This is a genomic window from uncultured Nostoc sp., assembly GCF_937863485.1.
Lineage (GTDB): Bacteria > Cyanobacteriota > Cyanobacteriia > Cyanobacteriales > Nostocaceae > Nostoc.
The window spans coordinates 14677-37016 of record NZ_CALMFY010000170.1 but is presented as its reverse complement, the minus strand read 5'-3'; the positions used below and the strand labels follow the sequence as shown (position 1 = coordinate 37016).

Below are 22340 nucleotides of genomic sequence, written 5' to 3'. Positions count from 1 at the left end.
CTGACTCAATGTCTGACTGGAGGCAGAGCCTCTAATCAGCCATTCCCATGCGGAGCATGGGAACGAGAGATACTTTACAAACATCCTCTTAATTGCCAAGTCAAAGCTGGCAACTAGAGCTAAGAAGAAATAGAATTCATTTTGAATTACGAATTATGAATTACAAATTGTTTATATCCTTGCCAACGCCCACGCCAGGATGCAAGCAATTTTTTACCCGCCAACTGCCCTTGGCTAGGTAAAAATCTCAGCCATTGGACGAAACCCAAACTATCGCATGTACCCACGAATACTGCCCAAAACAAAAATACAATCCGGCGGATAAATGGCAGATGCTCTAATAAAACTAAGGTTTCATTATGGACTAAATTAATAAAGGCAATTTCATTAAAGTTATTTCGCTGATCTTCATCAAAACGTTGTGCCGGATAGTGATCTACAGCAACGTTAGGATCATAAATTATCTTCCAACCAGCCCGCTTTAATGCCAGAGTGAATGCCATTTCAAAGTGTACTTGCGCTCCTGTACCGCGCATCCGCTCGTCAAAGCGCAATTGTCCGATTGCCTCTTGACGAAAACTCATGTTTACGCCCTTGAGAACATCGACTTCACGGGGTTCTCCCACTCCCAGATGATGGTTGCCAATCACTCGCCCAAACCACTGCAACTGTCCTACTACTAAGCGGGATTCGTTTTCGAGTTTGCTGCCGTGGTGTATCCAATCACGCCCTCCCAGACCGCCGAGGCGACTATCACAGGTAAAGTAAGCGGCGATGCGCTCTAACCAATCTGGATGGGGTGCAGCATCATCATCAGTAATGGAAACAATATCGCCCTCGACTGCTGCTAGTCCGGCGTTGAGGGCTGCTACTACCCCCGATTGTGTCACTTTCACAGTATGCAGTGGCAAGTTGTCCGCTTTGAATTGGGTGAAAAATTGCCAAGTTTCTGCATCCGTATCGCGCACAACTACTATCACCTGATCAACTGGTTTAGTTTGCTCCTGTAGCGCCAAAAGGCAGCGTGAGAGGTCTTGTGGACGGCGATAAGTCGGTATGAGAACGGTGTTCCGCATTCTTGCTTAACTCCTCAAATAGATCCACATAAGTTTGTGCCATAGTAGTCCAGCTATGTTGTTCTGCCACAGAACGAGCAGCTTTGCCCATCTGTTGTATAAGGGCGCGATTGCTCACCAAGGACATCAGCGCCACAGCCAAAGCATCAATATCATCTGAGTCGGATAAGACGATGCCACATTCTGGTGTCACCAACTCTCCGCCCCCGGTGGCTGTGGCAGTAATTACTGGCAGTCCTGAAGAAAGTGCTTCTAACAATACGAGGCTGCAAGCTTCGTATCGGGAAGGAAAAACAAATAAATCTACTGCTCGCATAATTTCGGGGATATCACGGCGATATCCCACAAAATGCACGCGTTCATTTAACCCCAAAGAGGCTGCTAACTGCGGGAAGGGGCTACCTTCTAAATGACCCACCACCGCCAGATGTAAATCGGGAACTTTTACCAAGGCGTGCAGTATTGTATCTAAGTTCTTTCTGGGTGTGCGAATATCTCCAGCGAACAGTGCTAGGGTGACATTCTCCGGTAAACCTAACTTTTGGCGATTGCTTTGGCCAGGGGCAAATTCTTCTAAGTCAACGCCATTGACAATTACACGAATCCGAGAACGGGGCACACCAATATTCACTAATTCCTGGGCTACCTTTTCTGATACCGCTACAACAACCTGCGCTTTTTGGAAAGCCTGTTTTTCCCAACGAGCATTAAAAGCCGTAAACAGCCATTGGTAAAAACCATATAAATCTCGGCGATTACGGGAAATATGAACAGGCGATCGCAACCATGAACTGTGGACAAAATGTACAGCATTTACATCAGCCGCAGCCATATTAATTGCTCCGTTGACTTTAACTAAATCAATGCTAGAGCGATGTTGACGTAACCAATCTGCACTTTTTTGGGCAAATATGAAATTACGTACAAATTCGGTGGGATAACCTTTGACTGGAATTCTAATCCAATTAACTTGGTTATTGTCTTCTAGTTCAGGTGCGACTTCACTAGCTAATAATGTCAGTTGATGACCACGACGAATTGCTTCATTAGCAACCTCATAGTTTACCCGCCCCTGACCATCACCTTTTTTTATTTTATGAGTAACAATACAAAGTTTCATAAACTATCTTCCTGAGTAAGATAAACTCACGCAAAATTTTAAAAAAAGAGTTGAAAATAATCTTATTTTTATTCTCTCTGTGTCCTCTGCATCTCTGTGGTTCGTTAAAAAATAAACTCAAAAATTTAGATACGATTGCTCTAGTATTTCGATATTTTAATTAACTTGCTTGCTAAAAATTGGGGAGTAAAACTAAGAGTAAGTGCTGCGATAGTTCGAGCATTAAATTTTTGTTTATTCAATACCTGCCAAAAATAAGGACGTGCTGCTGCTATCTGTTCACTTCGTAGCAAACCAATTCCCAAAGTTGTATTAGCTTCTAACCATTTCTGTTGAAAGTACGTCTTAAATTGCTGTAAACGAGTATCTTCCATAAAGACTTGATAACAAAATATTTCGCTTTTAGCTTTGCGAATTTTTGCCTGCATATCTCGACTACCACTGAGCATGGTATCAGTTTGCTCATGGGCACGATATCGCGTCAGCCTTTCTGGATAGTAGTAAGCCCCACAACCAGATACACAACAGAGGTAAGTTAAATATAAATCCCACATGCCGCTAACTTCTGGGGGAATACTATCCCAATCCACAAAATTATTGCGAATCACACAAGCTGCCGCAGTGGGTATACTTTTATCTATTAACCCAATTTTATAGAAAGGTTGATGAATCCCTTGTGTTAATTTATCTCGCTTGTAACCACGTGTGTTTTCTTCAGTTCCAACATGATTAATTATGCCATTAGCATCTATAATATATTGGTCGCAAAAAGCGATAATTAACTCGGAATTTGCTTCTAGTATTGGTACAAGCTTTGCTAAAAAATCTTCATTCCAGATGTCATCGTCATGGAGACTAGCAACATATTTACCTCGTGCCATCTTGAAACCATGCTGCTGATTAGCTAGCATACCGACATTTTGCTGATGTCGCCAAAATCTGATGCGTGAATCACCAAAAGATGCGGCAATAGCTTGAGGATTTTCTGAACTAAAATTATCAGAAACAATGATTTCAATATTTTGATAAGTCTGGTTAATAGCACTAGCGATCGCTTGCTTCAGATATTCTGGTCGATTATAGGTAGGGATAATAATGCTGACTAAAGGTTGTTGGTCTTCTTGATGCAATAACATATTTTTTACCTTCATATTTATATTTCATAAATTAAAGATGTACCCTTGAATTCTTTGACTAATCTAAGGTTATTTTGCTTGAGATATACTATATATTTTTTCACCTTTTGAATCGAATTCAGCTATTGTTTTCGCATAAATTTTTCGCAGATTTTTTAGATGAGCATCTATTGTAAATTCCTTCATCAAGAAAGCATGGCCTTGTTCGCCCATGTGTCGGCTTTTTTGATAATCTGTATACAACTCATGAATGGCATCAGCTAGCTTTTGGATATTATTACCTGCAACAAGAATACCCGTTTTTCCATCTCGTAAATGCTCTGGAATACCTCCGACTGCACTACCAATTACAGGTCGATAATTAGCATAGGCTTCCAGAGTTACAAGACCGGCAGGTTCAGGCCAAACACTAGGGAAGATGACTGCAAAAGACTGTTGATAAAGTTTATTTATTTTGTCAGGATCGCACCAGCCATGCCAAGTAATTCGGTTACTTAATCTGAGTGTGTTTGCTAACTTTTCTAACTGTGGTCGTTCCCATCCTTCACCTGCAATATCAAGTTTAATTTGTGGATCTGTATGTATTAAAGTTTTGAGCAACCATTCCAGACCTTTATCAGAAACAATCCGTCCCACAAACAAAATTCTATGATTTTGGTGGACTTCTAAACTTAGAGGTGCAGTTGCTGTTTTTGGTACGGATATACCACAGTGTAGCGTTACAGTCTGTTCCGGGGGTACACCGTTTTGAATCAACTCTTGTCGCACATATTCGCTATTAGCAATAAAAGTAATTTTTACCTTTTTTAATACATCTAAAAAATTCTGAGTTTTTTGAAGTTCTCTAACAGTTCTTAAAGGTCTACGGCTACCACATTTATCTATTAGTTTACCCCAGGTACATCCCAAGTAAGAGAAGTTGCGATCGCAGACCGTGCGCTGCCCTGCTAAATACTTTGTGCCACTAGGACAGTAGAATGAGTGATTATGAACGCTGAAGATGGTAGGACATTCGCCTGTAAGCTGCAAGAGTAAATCTGGGCTGTGGATATGCAGCAGTTTAAACTGGCTTTGATCAACATTGTTCAGCGATTTTATCACGCGATCGCTAATATCAGGTGGTCGATGTTCAAACAGAGAAGCTAAATAAGTTTCGACACCTCCGCCCCCACCTACTTCAAAATTGGAGCATTGATAAATCAGGTCTTTGTCAAATATTTTTTGGTACATATTTTCTGTTATTGTTCAGTATATAGCACTATTTTTAATAGTTTTTAACAAATTATTTTTATAGATAACGAGTATGATAATACTATTTTTTTGCAATGTAATCTCACCAAATTACTGATATAGATACATAGTACACTACGGCGTAAATAGAGCAACTATTTAAAATCCCTAAAGAGCTTATTCAATAATACTTTTGACTTTTGACTTTTGACTTTTGACTTCCGCCTTGCGGTAATAGGTAGGGGCTTGCGGCTGTAGGGATATACAGCCGATTTATATGTTGCAAGTATTTTGGTAATTGGATATTCTTTCTAATCTGATTGCCTTACTTCATACTGCATTTGATGATATTTCCAAAGCTTGCCTTTGAGTTCCAGCAGTTCTTGATACTTCCCTTGCTCTACTATCCGTCCCTGTTCTAAAACTACAACTTTATCTGCTTTAGAAATAGTAGAAAGACGGTGAGCGATCGCAATTACTGTTTTCCCAACAGATAGCTTTTCTAATGAATCTTGAATTAAGCGCTCAGATACAGAATCTAAGGCGCTAGTTGCTTCATCCAAAATCAAAATTTCTGGGTTCCGCAGTAAAGCACGCGCAATAGCAATTCGCTGCCTTTGTCCTCCAGATAACCTAACACCTCTATCTCCAAGCTGGGTATTAAAACCTTCGGGCATTTCCAAAATAAATTCTAGTGCATTCGCTTGTCTAGCAGCTTCTTGAATTTCATCATTAGTGGCTTCTGGAGTTCCGTAAGAAATATTCTGCCAAACATTAGTATTGAAGATAAAAGTATCCTGACTGACGACAGCTATTTTCCGACGTAGGGAGTGAATTTCAAACTGCCGGACATCAATTTCATCAATGTAAAGATATCCATCTGTAGCATTATAAAATCGGGGAATTAAATCAGCAAGGGTTGTTTTACCAGCACCAGATGCTCCGACTAATGCTGTCATTTTTCCCTTTTCAAGAGTAAGGGTAATATTATGTAGCACTAGATTATCATCATCGTAGCCAAAATCTACAGATACTAAATCTATTGACCTTTTTAACCCTTTGAACTCAATTCTGCCATTTTTAAAGTAATATTTATCATTACTTTTCAACATATTTTTAATGTTGTCTGCCGAGCCATGTAAAGTGCTGAGATATGCTCTCGTACCATTAATATCTTGAACAAACGGGATAAAGCGAAATAGCACAAAGAAAAAGGTTAGCAAAGAAGCAACTTGTAGGGTTCCATTGGTAACAAGGCTAGTGAACGCCAAAATAATCATTCCGATCAATACGGTAGTCGCTACACCTTCGGCAATTGGCTTAACAAGTGTCCAGGTGAATACAACTTTAGTTGTACTACTTATTACCTTGTCGCTAGCTTTGTAGTAACGCTGACGTTCAAATTCTTGAGTACCACAGGAGTGAACAGTGCGAATGCCATTAATAAATTCTATGGCTGTTGATGTAAAATTAGCATTAGCAGTTGTCATGCCAAAACTTGATTCTCTGACTCTAGCGTTCAGATTGGACAACCCTACACCTAAAAGTGTAAATAGTAATGCTGAAATCAGGGTCAGTTGCCATGATATCAAAAACATTGATATTAAGTAGACAAAGGTTGTTAGTCCTCTAGTTACTAAAAAGGCTACGCCACTGAAACCCTGTCTGATTTTTTCAATTTCTGTGGTAATTGTGTTAATTAGTTCACCAGAACGAGTTTTGGCAAAGTAACTTAGTGACAAGGATTGTAACTCTTCAAAAATTTGCTTACGTAAGCGATCGGCAAGATGTAGTTGAGATAATTCAGTGTAGACTTGGGAAAAGTAATTAAAGATTGCACGTAACCAAGTACTCAATAAAATTAACAGAGATACGCGGTACAAACGATTAATTGCCGATGTCTTGGCTCCCAAAATCCAAATGTCAAACCAGTGTATTCCTGTCTGGACAGGTTGAGCATTGGGACTAGTTAAGCTTTGCAAAAAGGAAAGTAAAAACCCAATACTCACACCTTCAAAAGTTGCTGCCAAAATCGAGAATATCAGAGCTAGAGTTGCAATTTTGCGAAAGTGTTTAAATTCTTGCAATATCAAATAGTTGTCCTGCCAAAAGCTGCTAGCTTTGAGCAGACTACGAAGTTGTTGAGGAAGTTGGAAATGCATGGATTTTTCTAACAATAATTTGGTATGTAATACCGATTATCTGTGAGGTCGCATAGAACAAAAGGATTTTGCCCCAAGTCTTACTAAGCCTGATTTTGTACAGTTTCACAAAGAATTCAGGAGTTAGGAGTCAGAATTGTGACTTCTGAATTCTCAAAGTGTTTGGTTATCCAGATGTAACAAGTGGGGCTGTGCTTCTACTTCCCATGAAGCCGTAACTTCTGGTAGTTTATTTAGCTGTACTGCATCTTCTAAAGTCCAACAACGAGATCCGAGCAAACTCATGTCACCCCGTAGCACGTTAAATAACTGGGGCAGATTGTCCAGACTGGATTTACCCATCCAACGCCCTAGCGGTGTGATGTTGTGTGTGCAAAACCTGATTGCTTGAAAGAGTTTACCGCGTTCTCCAACACGCCACTCACGGCAAAAAAGTGATCCTGGCGAGTAAACCTGCATTAACACAATCAATCCCAACATGACTGGACTTACTAATAGCAACAACACCAAAGCAGCAATCCAATCAATTAGTCGCTGCAATTGTCTCAAGGGTTGGTTAGGCACTTTATTGCCAGCGGGTATGCTTAGGAATATTGGTTTTTTAGCTTCTTCACATGCATCTGCCCAAAACCTGAGCAAAGTCTCACCCAGCTTTGGATCTATGCTTACCAAACTTACAGGAGAATGTTGTAAGCATTCTACTAACGATCGCTTACTATCTAATGAAGGCAGATATGGTTGTTTAACTCGTCCAGGCGGCTTCACCAACAGCTTACCCCGCCGCCACTGGAGTGTGCAGTACCCACGATTCTCTTGGTGTTCCTGGGTTACATCATATAAATTTTCTAGAGTTGGAATTATTGAAGTTGTCATATGTCTTTGGGTTTATACAGGAGTGAATTGCTGAGGCGTTATCAAAGGCTATCAATGCCTTTGACCCAAATCCGAATCTTGTTGTAAGTCCAAAAAGTTGGAGATAATTGAGGGCAAAATATGTTATTACTATTTGCCACTCAGCCAAGCACATATCGTCCAGAATTCTGCTGGTGTAGAGATATACAAATTAAACAGATACTAATTACATAGGTAGCAATCACCGCTACTATTAATATTCATGGGCAAATCATGATTTTCCGGTAACTACTGAAAGTAGAGAAATGTAGAGGGAAATTACCCATGAATCTATATCTACGTTTAATTGCACTGAGGTGTTGATTGGATCGAGATATTTAACAAAACCAGTCCACTCTTGTCTTCTAGCCTTTATGAAGGTGCTTTAATCTCTAGAATATAAGACTATATAGAAATAGCGATCGCTCAAATAAATTCTTTATTTACTCTTTAAAGAGCCAGTGATTTCTCTGAAAACTCATAAAGATAGTATAAATATACTGGAATTTTCCTGATCGCATCAAAATTAAATTTTGTTCATCAAAAAGTAGGGTAACAGCTGTGCCACCCTACCGTGTGTTGCATTTAAACTAATTAGATCCCCGACTTCTCTAAGAAGTCGGGGATCTGGGGATCTATCGTAGCCGTACTAGTACAGCGCGGCGGAAATAAACAACCCATTTCAAATCAACGAAACGTTTACGCTGTATTTCTTTTGACTTTTGACTTTTGACTTTTGAACGCCAGTTGCGTCTCCCCTTGGGAGAAGCAACTGGCGTTCAAGTCGGCAGAGCCGGACGCCAGTCGCTCATGGGGGAAACCCCCAAGACCGCGCTGGCTCCCCAACGCACTGGCTCCTTTTGACTTCCGCCTTGCGGTACTAGCTACTTTTCTACAGCTTGACGCAGAGCTAATTGTTGTTGTTTGATATAGGGTACGTAATTACTGCTAGAGTTTGATACCCCGTTAGCTACAACCCCAATCAGATTTAACTTACTTAACATGGCTGTCGCTTGAGTAAGCTGACTTCGCGTCACAATCCCAATGCTTGCCACCATGACCACGCTACGACAAGATGATGCGGTGAGCATAGCATCCACTAAACCGAGAACTGGGGGAGCATCTATGAGTACCAAATCATAGTTTTCCTCAAATGCTGCCATTAATTGCATCATCCGAGGGGAACTTAACAGATTAGCTGGGTCAGCAGGTTTGGGGCCAGCGGTCAAAATATCGATGTAGGCGGAACCTGAGTATTGAAAACTAATCTGGTTGGGTAAAGTTGCATCACTAGCCAATAGAGTTGAAAGCCCCTGTTCATTGGGAAGATTCAGTTGTTGGTGCAGGCTGGGATCACGTAAGTTGGCATCAATCAGTAACACCCTTTTGTGTAAACGGGCAGCACTCATCGCCAGACCCAAGGCCAAAGCTGATTTACCCTCATCGGCTAAAGCCGAGGTAATCATCAAAGATTTCAAGTTAGCAACAGTATTTAAAAGTTCAATATTCTTGTAAATCAGATCCAGCGATTCCCAACGCGGTGGAGATTGTAATACCTGAATTGTCCAGGGGGCGAGAACTTCTGGCTTACCAAAAGGTAACTTGATCATTGATTCTCTGGGTTTGGCTGGCGGTAACTTGGGAGTTGTTCCCAACAACGGCATAGCCATTTGCTTTTCTAACTCAGCAGTGGTGTGAACTGCATCATCAGCCGATTCCCGAATAAAGGCAGCAATCCCTCCTAACATAAACCCAACGACAGCACCTAACAGCAAATTCTGTTGGAGATTGGGGCCTAATTGTGCGCCTTTTTGAGGATCTTCTACCACTTCCCAATTAAATCCACCCTTGGAAAGTTCTTGCCGCAATTGCTGTTCTGCTCTTAAAAGCTGCTCTAACCTTTCACGACTAAATTGCAATTGGGGTAGCATCCGATTGTAATAAGCCAACAGAGGCGGGAAGCGTTTAATTTCCATACGCAACTCGTTTTCTTTCTGGGCCAAAGTTTGATCGCGAGCAGTTAAAGCAACTATATTGGTCTGTGTTTCCACTAGCTGACCAGCAAGGCTGAGATCAATTTCACCGAGCTGTCCTTTTTCGAGGAGAGAGTCTCCAGAACTGAATGCACCAGCAGATTGTGGGCCTAAAGTCCTTCCTACTTCTTGTTGCAATAATTCCTTCTGGCTTTGAAGCTGTTCTTTGAACTTTTGCACACTCGGAGTCTGATCTGTAAAGCGTAAGCGTTCTTGTGCTAGTGCCAGTTCTGTTTTTTGGATTTCGTTCAGTAAGCCTTGATAGCGAGTAGACTGACTCAGGCGGGAAGCAACTAGAGCATTTTGGGGAGAACGGTTAAGTTGTTCTTCCAAAGATTTTTGGCGTGCCAAAGCTTCCCCATACTGAGAACGAGTTGTCTGTCGCTCTTGGGCAATATTGTTCAAAGCTGTCTCAATAGCTTTGGCCTGTGACTCTGGATCAATTAAGTTCTGATTTCTCCGAAACCTTTGTAAATTTGTCTCGGCCGCGTTTACTTCTTCACTGGCTTTACTTAACTGTTCCCTGATAATTTGCAGACCTTTTTGTAAACGCGAATTCTGTTGTTCTTTGTTATATTCCACATAAACTTGTCGAATTGCACCTAGAACTTTTTGTGTTTTTTCTGGATCTCCAGCAGTGTATTCAACTTGAAAGATTTTAGTAGCGACATTATCTTCTTTGCTCCTTATTTGAGTTAAGACCAAAGAAGTTTTAATTTCTGCTGAAGTTATATCAGGATAATTAGACTGAAGTTTATCAACTGCTTTTTGGATGAGTCCTGAACTCTGCATCAAGTTAAGCTGAGTTGCAGTATCTATCACAACATTAGAGTCGGTAAACTGGTTGTCTAACCCTGCTCCTTCTGTCTTACCTTGATAGTTAGGTTCTACTAGCAGTTGCATCGAACTTTTATAAGTTGGTTTTGTCTTAAAAGTTACTATACCTGCAAGTGCAATACAACTAATTAATACTGCTAAGAACCAAGGAAATCTTCGCACAAATACGGCAAACATTTGTCCGTAACTTGGTTCAGTTTCAGAAGCTGGAGTTATATGAGGATTTAGACTACTTTGAACCACTTTTATTATCCTTGTCTTTTCTACGAAAGGCTACACCAACAAGACTTACGCTAAGAGATACTCCGAAGAATACCTATTTTTTAACAAACCGCCAAAGACGAGAGAGAAAATAAATAGGTAATTTTATAGTAATCAGAGATTCAGAAATCAAATGAATAATTGGTGCCCACCACAAGCTTGGTTAATAATTTGCTCAACTTTACTAAAGAAAGCATTCTCTGAAAAGTTTGCTACTGCATGATTACGGATGCGATCGTAATCCCAAGAAATGCTATTGGCTTCTAGTAATGCAATTTGTAGAGATTCGGGTGTTTGTCTTTTGAAAAAGACTCCTGTTTCACCTGGTATTTGAGTATCTAATACTCCACCTGCTCCGTAGGCGATGACTGGTGTGCCACTAGCATTAGCCTCTACTGGAACTAATCCGTAGTCTTCTAGGGCTGCGACAATAATAGACTTGGCTTTGGAAAACAAGTCTTTGCGGGTTCTATCACTTACGTGTCCCAAGAACACAATATTTTGTAATGCTTTGGATTTTAACCGTGCTTGTTCTGGGCCGTCACCTGATATTAATAACCGCCACCCCAGCCAATTAAAAGCTTCGACTATTATATCAAGACGCTTATAGCTGATCATCCGGGCTGAGGCCAGATAATATTCATCTTTTATATCTGAAAAAAGAAATTTACTAGTATCAATTGGATAGTTAACGATTATTGCCTGTTTGCCATAAACATTTTTTATCCGGCGGGCAACAACACTAGAATTAGCAATGTAAAGGTCAGGTTCCTGTGCATATTTCAGGTCTACCTTTCTCATTACTTGAAATACTTGTTCGATTAAAGGAGCAAAATATCTATAGTCTCCGTACTCTCTTAAATAAGTTGCTGTATCCCATAAGAAACGGGTGACGTTATGGCAAAAGCAAATGTGGCGGGCATTGGGATTTTTTTGGACTGCTTTAGCGAAGCTAGTGCTACTGCTAATAATTAGATCGTAGTCTTGCAGATTCAAAGCACGAAAGGCAGGAAAATATAGAGGAGCCATTGACCTGAAATATTTTGCTGCATAGGGAATCTTTTGTAAGAAGGTTGTGTTGACTATGCGATCGCCTAGATCAATAGTTTTTTGTGGATCGTATAGAGATGTGAAAATATCTGCTTCAGGATAGCGTTTACAAAGCAGTTCAAACACACGCTCTGCCCCACCTCGCTGGGTTAAATAATCATGGACTAGAGCAATTTTCATGAATTTGACCTAAAGTTTCGATCAGGTTTGTTTCAACGCTCCCCAGCAAGTTACTATCAACAACTTTAGTGTTCAGCAGTATAACTTCCTATCCTCTTCACGAAATTCTTCCTACAAATATGTAGTTAAATCGGCGGTTAGAAACCGCGTCTACACGAGGCTTTACCCACCTGCGTGGGTTAAGAACCCTTAATTTTGTATTAGTCCACGCAGGTGGACTTTGTTTGTGTAGCCGCGAATTCTATTCGCCAGGGCTGTACGCCCCTACAGCCAATTAATTTGTTGTGAATATTTTTGGAACCGATATTACCCAACTGCTACTAAGATTTTTTCTGCGGCGAAATAAGTGTTTTGCTCAGTTCTTAATTGGTCGCAGAGTCTGCCTTCAGGCAATTCTACATCCTCGTATGTGAGGACTTGATCCTTAGTAATATCTCGTTTCAGGCGACATCCTTCGGCTAAACCAATTGGTAAGAGATTTTGCTGTTGGACGATGGGGGAATTTTCACATTGTCCATAGGTCATGTAGTAACCGATGCCATCTAGAGTTTGTCCTGCTTTCAGGTCAATTTTGGCAGTGGTAACAACATCTACTAGCGGGCCTGCGAGTGGAGACATAACGGCATCACCGAATAGGACAGCACGCGCTACGGACAGGGGAACTTCAAAATGACAGAGGTGATAAGGAGTATAGAAGCTGTAAAGAGGGCCTTCGCCTAATTTGTATAAGTTGAGATAGTGGCGTTGCTTGGGGTCATCGTGAGTGGCAAATACATATACGCCTGGGCCAGGTTTTGCTCCAACTACATAATCGACAATACCGCCCAGTTCCTTGAGTTGTTCAACATCATATATCTGGGCCATTTCATCGACATAACCATTGAAGTCATATCCCAACATTCCCCGTTTGGCAACTTTCATGCCTGTGGCATTGGCAACGATCGCTTGCTCAAAGGAAATTTTGGTTCCGTCGGCGAAGCTAGCCACCATGTGAGGCTTTTGACCCCAACGTTTTGCAAATCCTTCCTGGGTGGTGGGATTGCGATAGGGGTCTTGAAGTCCTTTTATGTTACCGCACAATAAGGGAGTTAAACCAATGCTTTTCACAAAGCGGTAAAGGTTCATTTGTACCCCTGGCTGATCGCCATCACAAGCGCTGAGGATGACGCCTGCTTTGTCGGCATACACTTTCAGGATGGGGCCAATAGTGCCGTCGAGTTCGGCATTCATCATAATCACATGTTTGCAATGGGCGATCGCTTCCATGACGATGTGAGCGCCAAATTCCACTGCACCTGTGACTTCGATTATGGTCTCGATGCCCTCAGCCCGACACAGTAACTTAGCATCTTCTGTGACTGCATACTTACCGTTAGCGATCGCATCTTCTAACTCGCTGACAGTTGCAACAACTTGAATATCCTCAATTCCTGCTTCCGAATAAGCTTGTTTAGCTGCATCAATCTGACGATTGGAGATAGCAACTAACTCCATTCCTGGCACTGAATTGACAATTTGGTTGGCAATTCCTCGACCCATAAAACCAGCACCAATCATTCCCACTTTGATAGGATTTCCTGCTGCTGCACGAGCTTGTAAGGCGCGATCGATAATAATCATGAACTAAACTCCTTTTTGGAACTGTTGGTTGTGATACAAATTCTCTATAAACTTGCACTTAATAATTGGTCACAACTAAATATTAAGTACATTTTCATGGGAATTAGGATTAGCTGGCACTAAGCGACTATAAGTCACGGCTATACAGGCAAAACCCGCCTGCGCGAGTTTTAACAAGGGGATTTTGCCCCTTGTTAATTTTCATCAGTCCGCAGCGACAGACTTAGTTTGTATGGTTTTGCGATTTCTAATCACCTGAGCTAAGTACTAACTAGTACAGCACGGTGGAAATAAGCAGACCATTAAAAAGCCCTAAAAAGCTTATTCCATAATACTTTTGACTTTTGACTTTTGACTTTTGACTTCCGCCTTGCGGTACTAGCTGTTTGCTAGATGCTATGGAATCAGTCTGTTTTTTCTGGTTGTGATTTTCAATAATTTGCTCCACAGCATTTTTGTAAGCTTGAGCAAACTTTTCTTTGGTATGATTTGTTCTTGCATATTCCCATGCCTGATGAGACATCAGCTTTAGGTCTTCTATAGGCAAATTGGAAATACTTCTAATTTTCGCCTTAATTTCTTCAAGGGAAAGGTTATCAAAAATCACACCAAAATCGTGAACATCCACACCAGACTCGTAGCTTAAAATCGGAATTAACCCAGCTTGTAAGCTGGTTATGACTGCTCCTGCCTGTCCCTCAGAAACGGAAGGATAAACAAGTCCCAAACAATTATTTGTAACCTTTAAAAAGTCAGGACTGCTAACATCAATCCAACCATAAGTATGAATGTTAGGTGTTTCATACAGTTCTTTATAGAAAGCTTGCTCAAATTCTTTGTCGTTACTTACCGGTCCACAAACTGTTAAATGGTATTCCGGCATTTGGGCAAAGGCATCTAAAACTAAGTCTAATCCTTTGAGAACTAAAGCATTACCACCAAACCACAGAAAACGTTTTCTTATCGCTTCAAAGTTTTTCTCATCAGGAGAGGGATAAACGAGTGACGAAGAAATCGGAATACGGTACATTGCTTTGTTAGCATATTTGAATGTATCAACTGTGAAATTGTTGCCCAATATGGTAGCGTAATCGGCATATTCAATTCCCAAGTTGGGTGTTTCAAATCGCTGTGGCCGTAAGGTAATTCCTCGGCGCTGTTGGAGTTCTAGAAGTCTATTGCATTCAGCTGCATTGCGAAACACCATATTAGCAATGTCAACGTGGAAAATCTTGATACAATCTTTATTCAGTTTTGGTGCAAGTGCTTCCAGACGATGACGGATATCAATGAAAAATGCGTAGTGTTTTTGAGGAACGAATTTATCATTATGGAACTGGATAACATCAACGTTATAGCCCATGTCTAAAAAAGTTTGTGCGATTAGTAGACATTCCCAGTTCCAACTCTGGTCATTGGGGATAGGCTGACCTGGTTTTATCAGGAATGGCTCAATCCGATAAGAAAGAAGTACATTTCCTTTGGAAGGCTGTTTGGGCTTCAGGGAAACAACTTGTAAGGTTTTGGCATAATTGATCCGAGCTTGGACTTTTTTGGATACAAAAGAGATAGTATCACCGACACGAGATAGAATACTATTTGGCATTTTTTTCTACCTAATTTGATTAAGTTAATATCTCAGATGTTAATTAGCACTTGACAGTTGTATATACATCAATCCTAATTCACTCGTGAAATAGTTTTTTTTGAAATTACACTATTTGCGTACTTTTAATTTGCTTAAAAAAGTAATTTCACGAATTATTTAATATTGCTATATTTATCTGGAAGTTGTACCGCCAACAGCCATCATTCTCAACAAAGTCCAATTTAAATCTTTCTCAGATATTTCAGTCACATCTAGAGGCCAATCAATGTTAAAAAATGGGTCATCATAGCGTAAACCTCTCTCATACCCTGGCGTGTAAAATTCACTTACTTGATATACGACTTCAGTCTCATCTGTGAGTGCTTGATAGCCGTGAGCAAACATTTCTGGAACATACAAAGCACGGCGGTTTTCTGGAGTTAATTCTACACCGATGTGTGATAAAAAGCTAGGAGATTCAGGACGCATATCAATAATTACGTCATAGATAGCGCCTTTAGTACAGCGAATTAGTTTCGTTTCTGCTGCTGGTAGAACTTGATAGTGCATTCCCCGAATAGTGCCTTTTTTGTAGTTAAAAGACAGGTTACATTGGGCAACTGTTGGCTTTAAGCCATGTGCTTCAAATTCTTGAGCGCAGAAAGAGCGAGCAAAAAAACCACGGTGGTCTGGTTTTTCTTCTAAATCAATAATGAGTGCATCTTTGAGTGCGGTTTCAGTGAAAATCATATGATTCCTTAATGTTGAGTACAGAAAATACTTGCTAACTGCTTAGTATTTGCACTAAAAGATAACAGTAATGAATATGGATTTAATCACCTACAACTTCGTAGGCGTCGTTAGGAACGTAACGCACCTTAGAGGATGTTTGCAAAATATCAAGATCCCCCTAAATCCGCCTTAAAAAGGCTACAGTGTACACACAAGTACTAAGATACAAGCCGTATATTGGCAAGGTTTTGAGTTGAGCAAACTGATTGTCAATAGCGTCAAATTATTGATAAAAACTTCACAGAAAATCAAAAGATTTAAAAATAATTTTCCGTTCTTTTTCGTCCATTTGATTACCAATTCGACTTGTGTGTACACGGTAGCCAGGGGGATCTAAAAGTACATCACTAACAACTTTTAAAACATCCTTTTATGAAAGGGTACTAAGTCGAAATTTTAACTACATCTGATGAAGAATGTAACTCTACTCTGGGATAAGTATCATCCCAATATTGGGTGCAGAGGTCTGGTCGTTCGGGAGGGTTGGTGGTGTAACATAAGAATAATGTTGTTCGGTCTTCTGTGCGGACTGTGCCGTGATGCAAAGTATTCTTCGTATCTACAAGAATAACTGTACCTGCTGGCCCTGGGCAAGATTTCCAAGCAGATTTGGGGATGACTGGTTTTACTTCTTCATCATCGATACCCATATAGCCTGACTTCCAAAGTTTGTAGTAAAACTGAAAATAATTCCAACTAAATAAGGGAGTTAAAGACCGGGGAATGTATTCAAAAGGCCCAGTTTTTTCTTCTACATCATTCAAGTAAATAATGATTTTGATAATCCGACGGTCTTCTGCATCACTATGCCATAGCAACGTCCCAAACTGATGTTTATTATTGAAATCTTTGCGTAAATGTACACCATGAAAAGCAATTGGAAGACCGATATAATTTTCGATGATGTTGAGTAGCCTTTTCTCAATTCCCCAGGCATAAAATTCTGGTAAACCTGTAACTGTGTAAATTTGTGGCAACTTTTGCTCTAGATGGTCGTTGTTTAGATTTTCCATCTGAGACAATTGATGGTAAGCAGCTTTGAGCAGTTCGGAGCTAGAGTTGAACCCTAAATTTGCCAGTGTTGTGACGCAAACGCCATCTTTCTTGAGAGCATTAAGGATATGGCGATCGCTTCTTTCCAATGCTGGCAGATTTCTGCTATGCTTCCAACGGGCTATGTGGTATTGAAAGTCAGAAGACAGTGTAGCTATTTTGCGCTTAATGGCGATAAACATGTCGTAAATACCTTCTAATTTTGATGTTTATTTATCAATAATTTAGTAGCTTATGGCTTATAGCTTTGCACTTCTTGAGTAGATACCTCACTTGATTCTGCTAACCTAAACTCTTTAGAAACCATCACGTCAAAAGCACACAAGCTGACTAAAGCCAAAAATGGAACTACTGTTTTGATAGCGGACATCGGCCATCTTCTTAAAGCACCCAAGAAAACTTTCAAGTTGACTTCTTTGCCGTTCTGCAAAAGCATCCGCCGACAAAACTGCTTAGAATATCCACTCTGCTCCAATTTCAAAATCACTTCAGGGATGTGTTTGTATTGCATTAACAGTGCCGACTTTGGTTCTTTCTGCCAATAACTCACACCAACAACACATTCTAAATAAATCTCTTTAGTGACAATTACAATGCCATTAGCAGCACAATATCCGGCTAAATATGCTAAAGATATCCAGTTATTCTCAGCGTCTGGCCAATTTTGGAGAGCGCGTTTTACTAGGTCAGTGCGGTAGACTGTAGCAGTCAGAAAAATTACTGCACCAACACTTTTTGAAAAACAATGTTCAAATATGGCTTTACCATCACCATCTCCATCTTCACTATCAATATCAAACCAGCGATTACCAACAATTGTTGGTGGATGAACTGGTTCTCCAGTAATTTGGTTCCGACCGGAAAAGTTGAGGAACAATAATGATAAATTTTCATGTTGTCTGAGTTTGCTGATCACATAAGCAATGGCCTTATCTTGAATGGGGTCATCATCACCGATTGTCCAAACATATTTTGTTGTAGCAGAATTTAGGCAATACATAATATTTTTGACTACGCCTAAATTTTTAGAGTTTTTGTTTGATTTAAATGTAATATTGCTAAGTGTTGCTTGCCATTTTTGGATCACCTCCTGAGTATTGTCTGTTGAACAATTATCAGAAACTAAAATTTCACATTCATCTTCAAAAGCTTTGATAGCTTGAGCCAACCATGCTAACTGTTTATCAAGTAACTCAGCACGATTATAAGTCGGTATAGCAATGGTCAGTAATTTTTGCATGGGAACAAATAGTAATTAATTAAATTCGTATATGAGTGGTCATTGTCAAGAGTTAGGATTAACAAGAAATTTCTTGACAATTAACACACTAAATTACAGGCTAGTAGACTGTGGTGGAAGTTTACCTACCTTTAACAAGGAGCAAAATCCCCTTGTTAAGCCCCAAGTCTTGTTAATTGAAATGCTAGGTGGATTTAAGCCGTGCTGTACTACTTTCTAGCTGCTTGGGTGGAAAAAGAATTGCCCAAGCTGAGATACTTAGCAAACGGAGGTAAGGAATAAATATCTTTATTGTCAAGAAAGGCCAACGTTTTAAAGCACCTAATAAGATTTTCCAGTCAGTTTTTTGTTGGAAATTCTGCCAAATCATTTCCTGACAAAATTTATGAGGATATCCTACCCTTAGTAGTTTTATATAAATTTCAGGTATGTAAGCATATCGCATTCTGAAATTCCATGTTGGATCTTGATCCAAAAGACTAGCGCCCATAGTACATTCTAAATAAATGTCTTTAGTGACAATCACACTTCCATGAGCAGCGCAAAACCCAGTCCAATATGCTTGAGATGCCCAATTACTAGTAGCAGATGGCCATTTTTGTACAGCGCGTTGCACTAAATCCGTTCGATAAATTGCTGCTGATATAAAAAGTACACCACCAAAATTTTCGTTCAGATAACCTTGAAATACAGCTTTCCCATCAACTCTTGGCTCGTCATTATCACTATTCAACCAGCGTTCTACAACAAGTTGACCTGTTCGTTTTTGGCGACCGGAGAAGTTTAAAAACATTAGTGATAAATCTGAATATTTTTTTAGTGTTGTTAACACATAATTTAGGGTTTTCTCTTGAATTGGATCATCATCACCAATTGTCCAAACATATTCGCTAGTTGCAGCTTTTAAGCAATTAGCAATATTACCCATTACGCCTATATTTTCACTGTTTTTGTTTGATGTAAATGTAACATTGCTGAGAATTATCTGCCACTTTTTAATTATTTCTTGGGTATTATCTGTAGAACAGTTATCAGAAATAAATATTTCGCAGTCAGACTCAAACCCTTTAATAGCTTTAGCTAACCAAGTAAGTTGTTTATCTAAAAGCTGGGCACGATTGAATGTAGGAATACCGATGGTAAGCAATTTATTCATATTAAGCTCAAATCTTTAGTTAAGAAGGTACTAGCAGCAGCTGATACCGATTATCTGTGAGGTTACTAACAAAGGGCTTAAGCACCTTGTCTCACCAAGCTTGATTTTGTGCAGTTTCACAAAGAATTGGTATTAGTAATTAATCAGCTACTTTCCAGTCTAATTTTTGTAGTTAGGCAGCAAAATTATAGTAGATGCACCTTTTAATTACTCTTTAGGGATTTCTGAAAAATAAATTATCCAATCTTGTAGGATGAGGATTTTGCCCACCTTTGGGTATGGTCTTTAATTCCCTACTTCAAAAGGAGGGTTAGGAGAATTAAGTCTTAACTGAACCATATTGCCGATTATCATAGTGACAATCTAAAAACAGTAGCAATAGGCAACTTTGTTGCTTATAATTAGTAATTACGATGCTATTAAAAGCCGATCCGGAATAGGACAAGGATAAATTTTTACTTCAGGAATCGGCACAACAAACTGTCCACCCCACTCGCCAATAAATGCCATTTGTTCCATAATTTCCTCCTTGAGGTTCCAAGGTAAAATTAGGACATAATCTGGTTTAGTTTCGCGGATTTTGTCTGGTTCAAAGATGGGAATATGAGTCCCAGGTAAAAATAAGCCTTGTTTGTAAGGACTGCAATCTACTGTGTAATCGATAAAATCTTTAGCAATCCCACAATAATTAAGCAAGGTGTTGCCTTTGGCTGGTGCGCCATAACCCACGATTGATTTACCTTCTGCTTTAGCCGTCAAGAGAAAATTTAATAGCTTGTACTTTGTTTCTTTGACTTTTTCAGCAAATGTAATGTAAGTTTCTATGCGATGCAATCTGGCGGCAATTTCTTTCTCTTTGAGATGGCTTATTCGGTCGCTGATGCTGTGATTATCAGCGTGGTTATGTTTGACATAAATTCTTAAAGAACCACCGTGAGTTGGTAATTCCTCTACATCAAAAAGTTGCAAGTTGTGGGCTGCAAAAATTTTTTCGACAGTGAGGAGTGAGAAATAAGAAAAATGTTCGTGATAAATAGTATCAAACTGATTTTGTTGAATAAGTCGCAAAATATGAGGAAACTCCATCGTCAAGATGCCATTGGGTTTGAGGATGAGTTTCATTCCAGCTATGAAATCATTTAGATCCGGTACATGAGCTAAAACATTGTTGCCTATCAAAAGGTCAGCGAGTTTTCCTTGGATCACAAATTCTTTAGCAGTTTCAACTCCAAAAAACTTGTTGATACTAGGAATGCCTCTGGCTTCAGCAACCTTAGCTATATTTGTGGCTGGTTCTATTCCTAAAACTGGGATTCCCTTTTCTAAAAAATATTGCAGTAAGTAGCCGTCGTTGCTGGCAATTTCAATAACTTGATTATGATGATTAAAACCAAACCTTTCTACCATCATCTCGGTGTAAGCTTTAGCATGTTTTAGCCAACTAGTTGAGTAAGAAGAAAAGTAAGCATAGTCACTGAAAATCTGATCTGGAGTTTCAAACTGTTCTAATTGAACTAAAAGAGTGTCTTCAGAGACATAAGCGTGCAGAGGATAAAATTTTTCTGCATGATTTAGCTGTTCTGCTGTCAGATAAGCATTGGCTAAGGGTGACATTCCTAGATCAATAAAAGTTTTGTGTAGAGGTTGACCACTGAATCGACATTTTGCGATCGCCATAAACTTCAACTCACTAATTGCAAATAATTCGATAGGGGAAATAAGTCCGAATCAACAATATTTGATTCGGAGGCTTAGATTATTTGTTCGCTGCTGCCAGGCTACTCTAGCTACTTTTTATTCCAGAAGAAATCTTTGTCAATTTGCTCAGTACGAATCAGATATTCTAGCTGTTTTAAGCGGGTAAATCCTCTAAATAAGAAAGTATCTTCAGCCATATGTATTTGACTGAACAAATCAAATAGCTGCTGGGCACCAAGTTGGGCATTCCAATCACACTTAAATCCGGGGAGGATTGTGTTGATTTTCTCGAAGGATACCCGATAGCTGCGGTTATCTGCACCGTTGTCACCAAAGGACAATTTACAATCTGGGAAAATATCAGCAATAATTTCAGCGATTTCTTTAACGCGATAGTTGTTCGCTGTATCTCCCACGTTGAAGATTTGGTTATGTACAATGTCCCGTGGTGCTTCTAAGGTGCAAACTATTGCTTTGCAAATATCCAATGCGTGGACTAATGGACGCCAAGGTGTACCATCACTAATCATTTTGATTTCTTTGCTAGTCCATGCCAACCCTGCTAAGTTGTTTAAAACAATATCAAAGCGCATTCTGGGAGAAGCACCAAAGGCAGTGGCATTCCGCATAAAGGTGGGAGAAAAGTCATCGTCAGCGAGTGGTCTGACATCTCGTTCTACCAGAGTTTTGCATTCTGCATAGGCTGTTTGAGGATTAATTGGGGATTTTTCGGTGACATCACCTGCGGTAGCAACACCGTAGACACTGCACGAAGACATATATACAAAGCGACGCACACCCATAGCCTTAGCCAGGCTAGCTAGACGAATTGAACCTACATGATTAATTTCGTAGGTAATATTGGGTGCTAATTGTCCGGCTGGGTCGTTGGAGAGTTCCGCCATGTGAACTATTGCTTCGATACCTTCCAAATCCTCAGGGGTAATGTTGCGAATATCTTTGTTGAGGGTTTTGGGTGTCACCCCATTAGCGTTGTACAGCCAACCAACTTTATAGAAACCTGTATCTAGACCGATAACTTCATGTCCCCGTTCAATTAACAGAGGTGGTAATAACGAACCTAGATAGCCTTCTGTTCCAGTTACTAATATTTTCATTGTGGTTAATGCCTTTGTATTGATGAGTTAAATTCTTCGTTTAGTTAGGGCGCACAGATGTGCACCAGCGTGCTGCATCCAAAAGGGAACCGCTATATG

Annotated in this window: 17 protein-coding genes; 1 reads left to right on the top strand and 16 read right to left on the bottom strand. The window is 39.9% G+C overall.

Features of this window, described 5'->3' with window-relative positions:
- Positions 1 to 146: 146 nt before the first annotated feature.
- The 6 genes from Q0541_RS22995 to hepC form a co-directional block, all read right to left on the bottom strand.
- Entirely contained in the window at positions 147 to 1076 is a 930-nt protein-coding gene (locus tag Q0541_RS22995) for a glycosyltransferase family 2 protein (protein ID WP_298915899.1), read from the bottom strand.
- Complete coding sequence (locus Q0541_RS22990) at positions 994 to 2196, bottom strand: glycosyltransferase family 4 protein (protein WP_298915896.1); 1203 nt, start codon at positions 2194 to 2196, stop codon at positions 994 to 996. The genes Q0541_RS22995 and Q0541_RS22990 overlap by 83 nt, the downstream gene beginning before the upstream one ends.
- A 140-nt stretch (positions 2197 to 2336) precedes the next feature.
- Positions 2337 to 3332 carry a glycosyltransferase family 2 protein gene (locus Q0541_RS22985; protein ID WP_298915935.1) on the bottom strand — a complete coding sequence of 332 codons (996 nt, stop codon included), beginning with the start codon at positions 3330 to 3332 and terminating at the stop codon, positions 2337 to 2339.
- Positions 3333 to 3401: 69 nt separating this feature from the next.
- Positions 3402 to 4562 (bottom strand): glycosyltransferase family 4 protein, encoded by a 1161-nt coding sequence (locus tag Q0541_RS22980; protein ID WP_298915893.1) that lies wholly within the window; start codon positions 4560 to 4562, stop codon positions 3402 to 3404.
- Between the two features lie 311 nt (positions 4563 to 4873).
- Entirely contained in the window at positions 4874 to 6724 is a 1851-nt protein-coding gene (gene hepA / locus Q0541_RS22975) for a heterocyst formation ABC transporter subunit HepA (protein ID WP_298915890.1), read from the bottom strand.
- Positions 6725 to 6877: 153 nt separating this feature from the next.
- Positions 6878 to 7597 carry a heterocyst development glycosyltransferase HepC gene (hepC, locus tag Q0541_RS22970; RefSeq protein WP_298915886.1) on the bottom strand — a complete coding sequence of 240 codons (720 nt, stop codon included), beginning with the start codon at positions 7595 to 7597 and terminating at the stop codon, positions 6878 to 6880.
- A gap of 747 nt (positions 7598 to 8344) precedes the next feature.
- Between hepC and Q0541_RS22965 the strand changes: the two genes are divergently transcribed.
- On the top strand, positions 8345 to 8479 hold the full coding sequence (locus Q0541_RS22965) for a hypothetical protein (protein WP_298915883.1): 135 nt from the start codon (positions 8345 to 8347) through the stop codon (positions 8477 to 8479).
- 20 nt (positions 8480 to 8499) lie between these two features.
- On the opposite strand, the gene Q0541_RS22960 is transcribed toward Q0541_RS22965, so the two are convergent.
- The 10 genes from Q0541_RS22960 to Q0541_RS22915 all read right to left on the bottom strand — a co-directional run bounded on the left by Q0541_RS22960 (position 8500) and on the right by Q0541_RS22915 (position 22241).
- The gene (locus Q0541_RS22960; RefSeq protein WP_298915880.1) at positions 8500 to 10728 is read right to left on the bottom strand and encodes a polysaccharide biosynthesis tyrosine autokinase; all 2229 of its coding nucleotides are present in this window, start codon (positions 10726 to 10728) and stop codon (positions 8500 to 8502) included.
- 147 nt (positions 10729 to 10875) lie between these two features.
- Entirely contained in the window at positions 10876 to 11976 is a 1101-nt protein-coding gene (locus Q0541_RS22955) for a glycosyltransferase (RefSeq protein WP_298915877.1), read from the bottom strand.
- A gap of 306 nt (positions 11977 to 12282) precedes the next feature.
- A complete protein-coding gene (locus tag Q0541_RS22950) occupies positions 12283 to 13596 on the bottom strand; it encodes a Gfo/Idh/MocA family oxidoreductase (protein ID WP_298915874.1) in 1314 nt (437 codons plus the stop codon).
- A 271-nt stretch (positions 13597 to 13867) separates the two neighbouring features.
- Positions 13868 to 15202: a glycosyltransferase gene (locus Q0541_RS22945; RefSeq protein ID WP_298915871.1), complete on the bottom strand. Its 1335-nt coding sequence runs from the start codon at positions 15200 to 15202 to the stop codon at positions 13868 to 13870.
- Between the two features lie 174 nt (positions 15203 to 15376).
- Positions 15377 to 15934: a dTDP-4-dehydrorhamnose 3,5-epimerase gene (gene rfbC / locus Q0541_RS22940; RefSeq protein ID WP_298915869.1), complete on the bottom strand. Its 558-nt coding sequence runs from the start codon at positions 15932 to 15934 to the stop codon at positions 15377 to 15379.
- A gap of 425 nt (positions 15935 to 16359) precedes the next feature.
- Positions 16360 to 17211, bottom strand: a complete 852-nt coding sequence (locus tag Q0541_RS22935) for a phytanoyl-CoA dioxygenase (protein WP_298915866.1) — start codon at positions 17209 to 17211, stop codon at positions 16360 to 16362.
- A 50-nt stretch (positions 17212 to 17261) separates the two neighbouring features.
- On the bottom strand, positions 17262 to 18269 hold the full coding sequence (locus tag Q0541_RS22930; RefSeq protein ID WP_298915863.1) for a glycosyltransferase family 2 protein: 1008 nt from the start codon (positions 18267 to 18269) through the stop codon (positions 17262 to 17264).
- A gap of 184 nt (positions 18270 to 18453) precedes the next feature.
- Positions 18454 to 19425 (bottom strand): glycosyltransferase family 2 protein, encoded by a 972-nt coding sequence (locus tag Q0541_RS22925; RefSeq protein ID WP_298915860.1) that lies wholly within the window; start codon positions 19423 to 19425, stop codon positions 18454 to 18456.
- Positions 19426 to 19833: 408 nt separating this feature from the next.
- Complete coding sequence (locus tag Q0541_RS22920) at positions 19834 to 21102, bottom strand: class I SAM-dependent methyltransferase (protein WP_298915857.1); 1269 nt, start codon at positions 21100 to 21102, stop codon at positions 19834 to 19836.
- Positions 21103 to 21212: 110 nt separating this feature from the next.
- The gene (locus tag Q0541_RS22915) at positions 21213 to 22241 is read right to left on the bottom strand and encodes an NAD(P)-dependent oxidoreductase (protein WP_298915854.1); all 1029 of its coding nucleotides are present in this window, start codon (positions 22239 to 22241) and stop codon (positions 21213 to 21215) included.
- Positions 22242 to 22340: the final 99 nt, after the last annotated feature.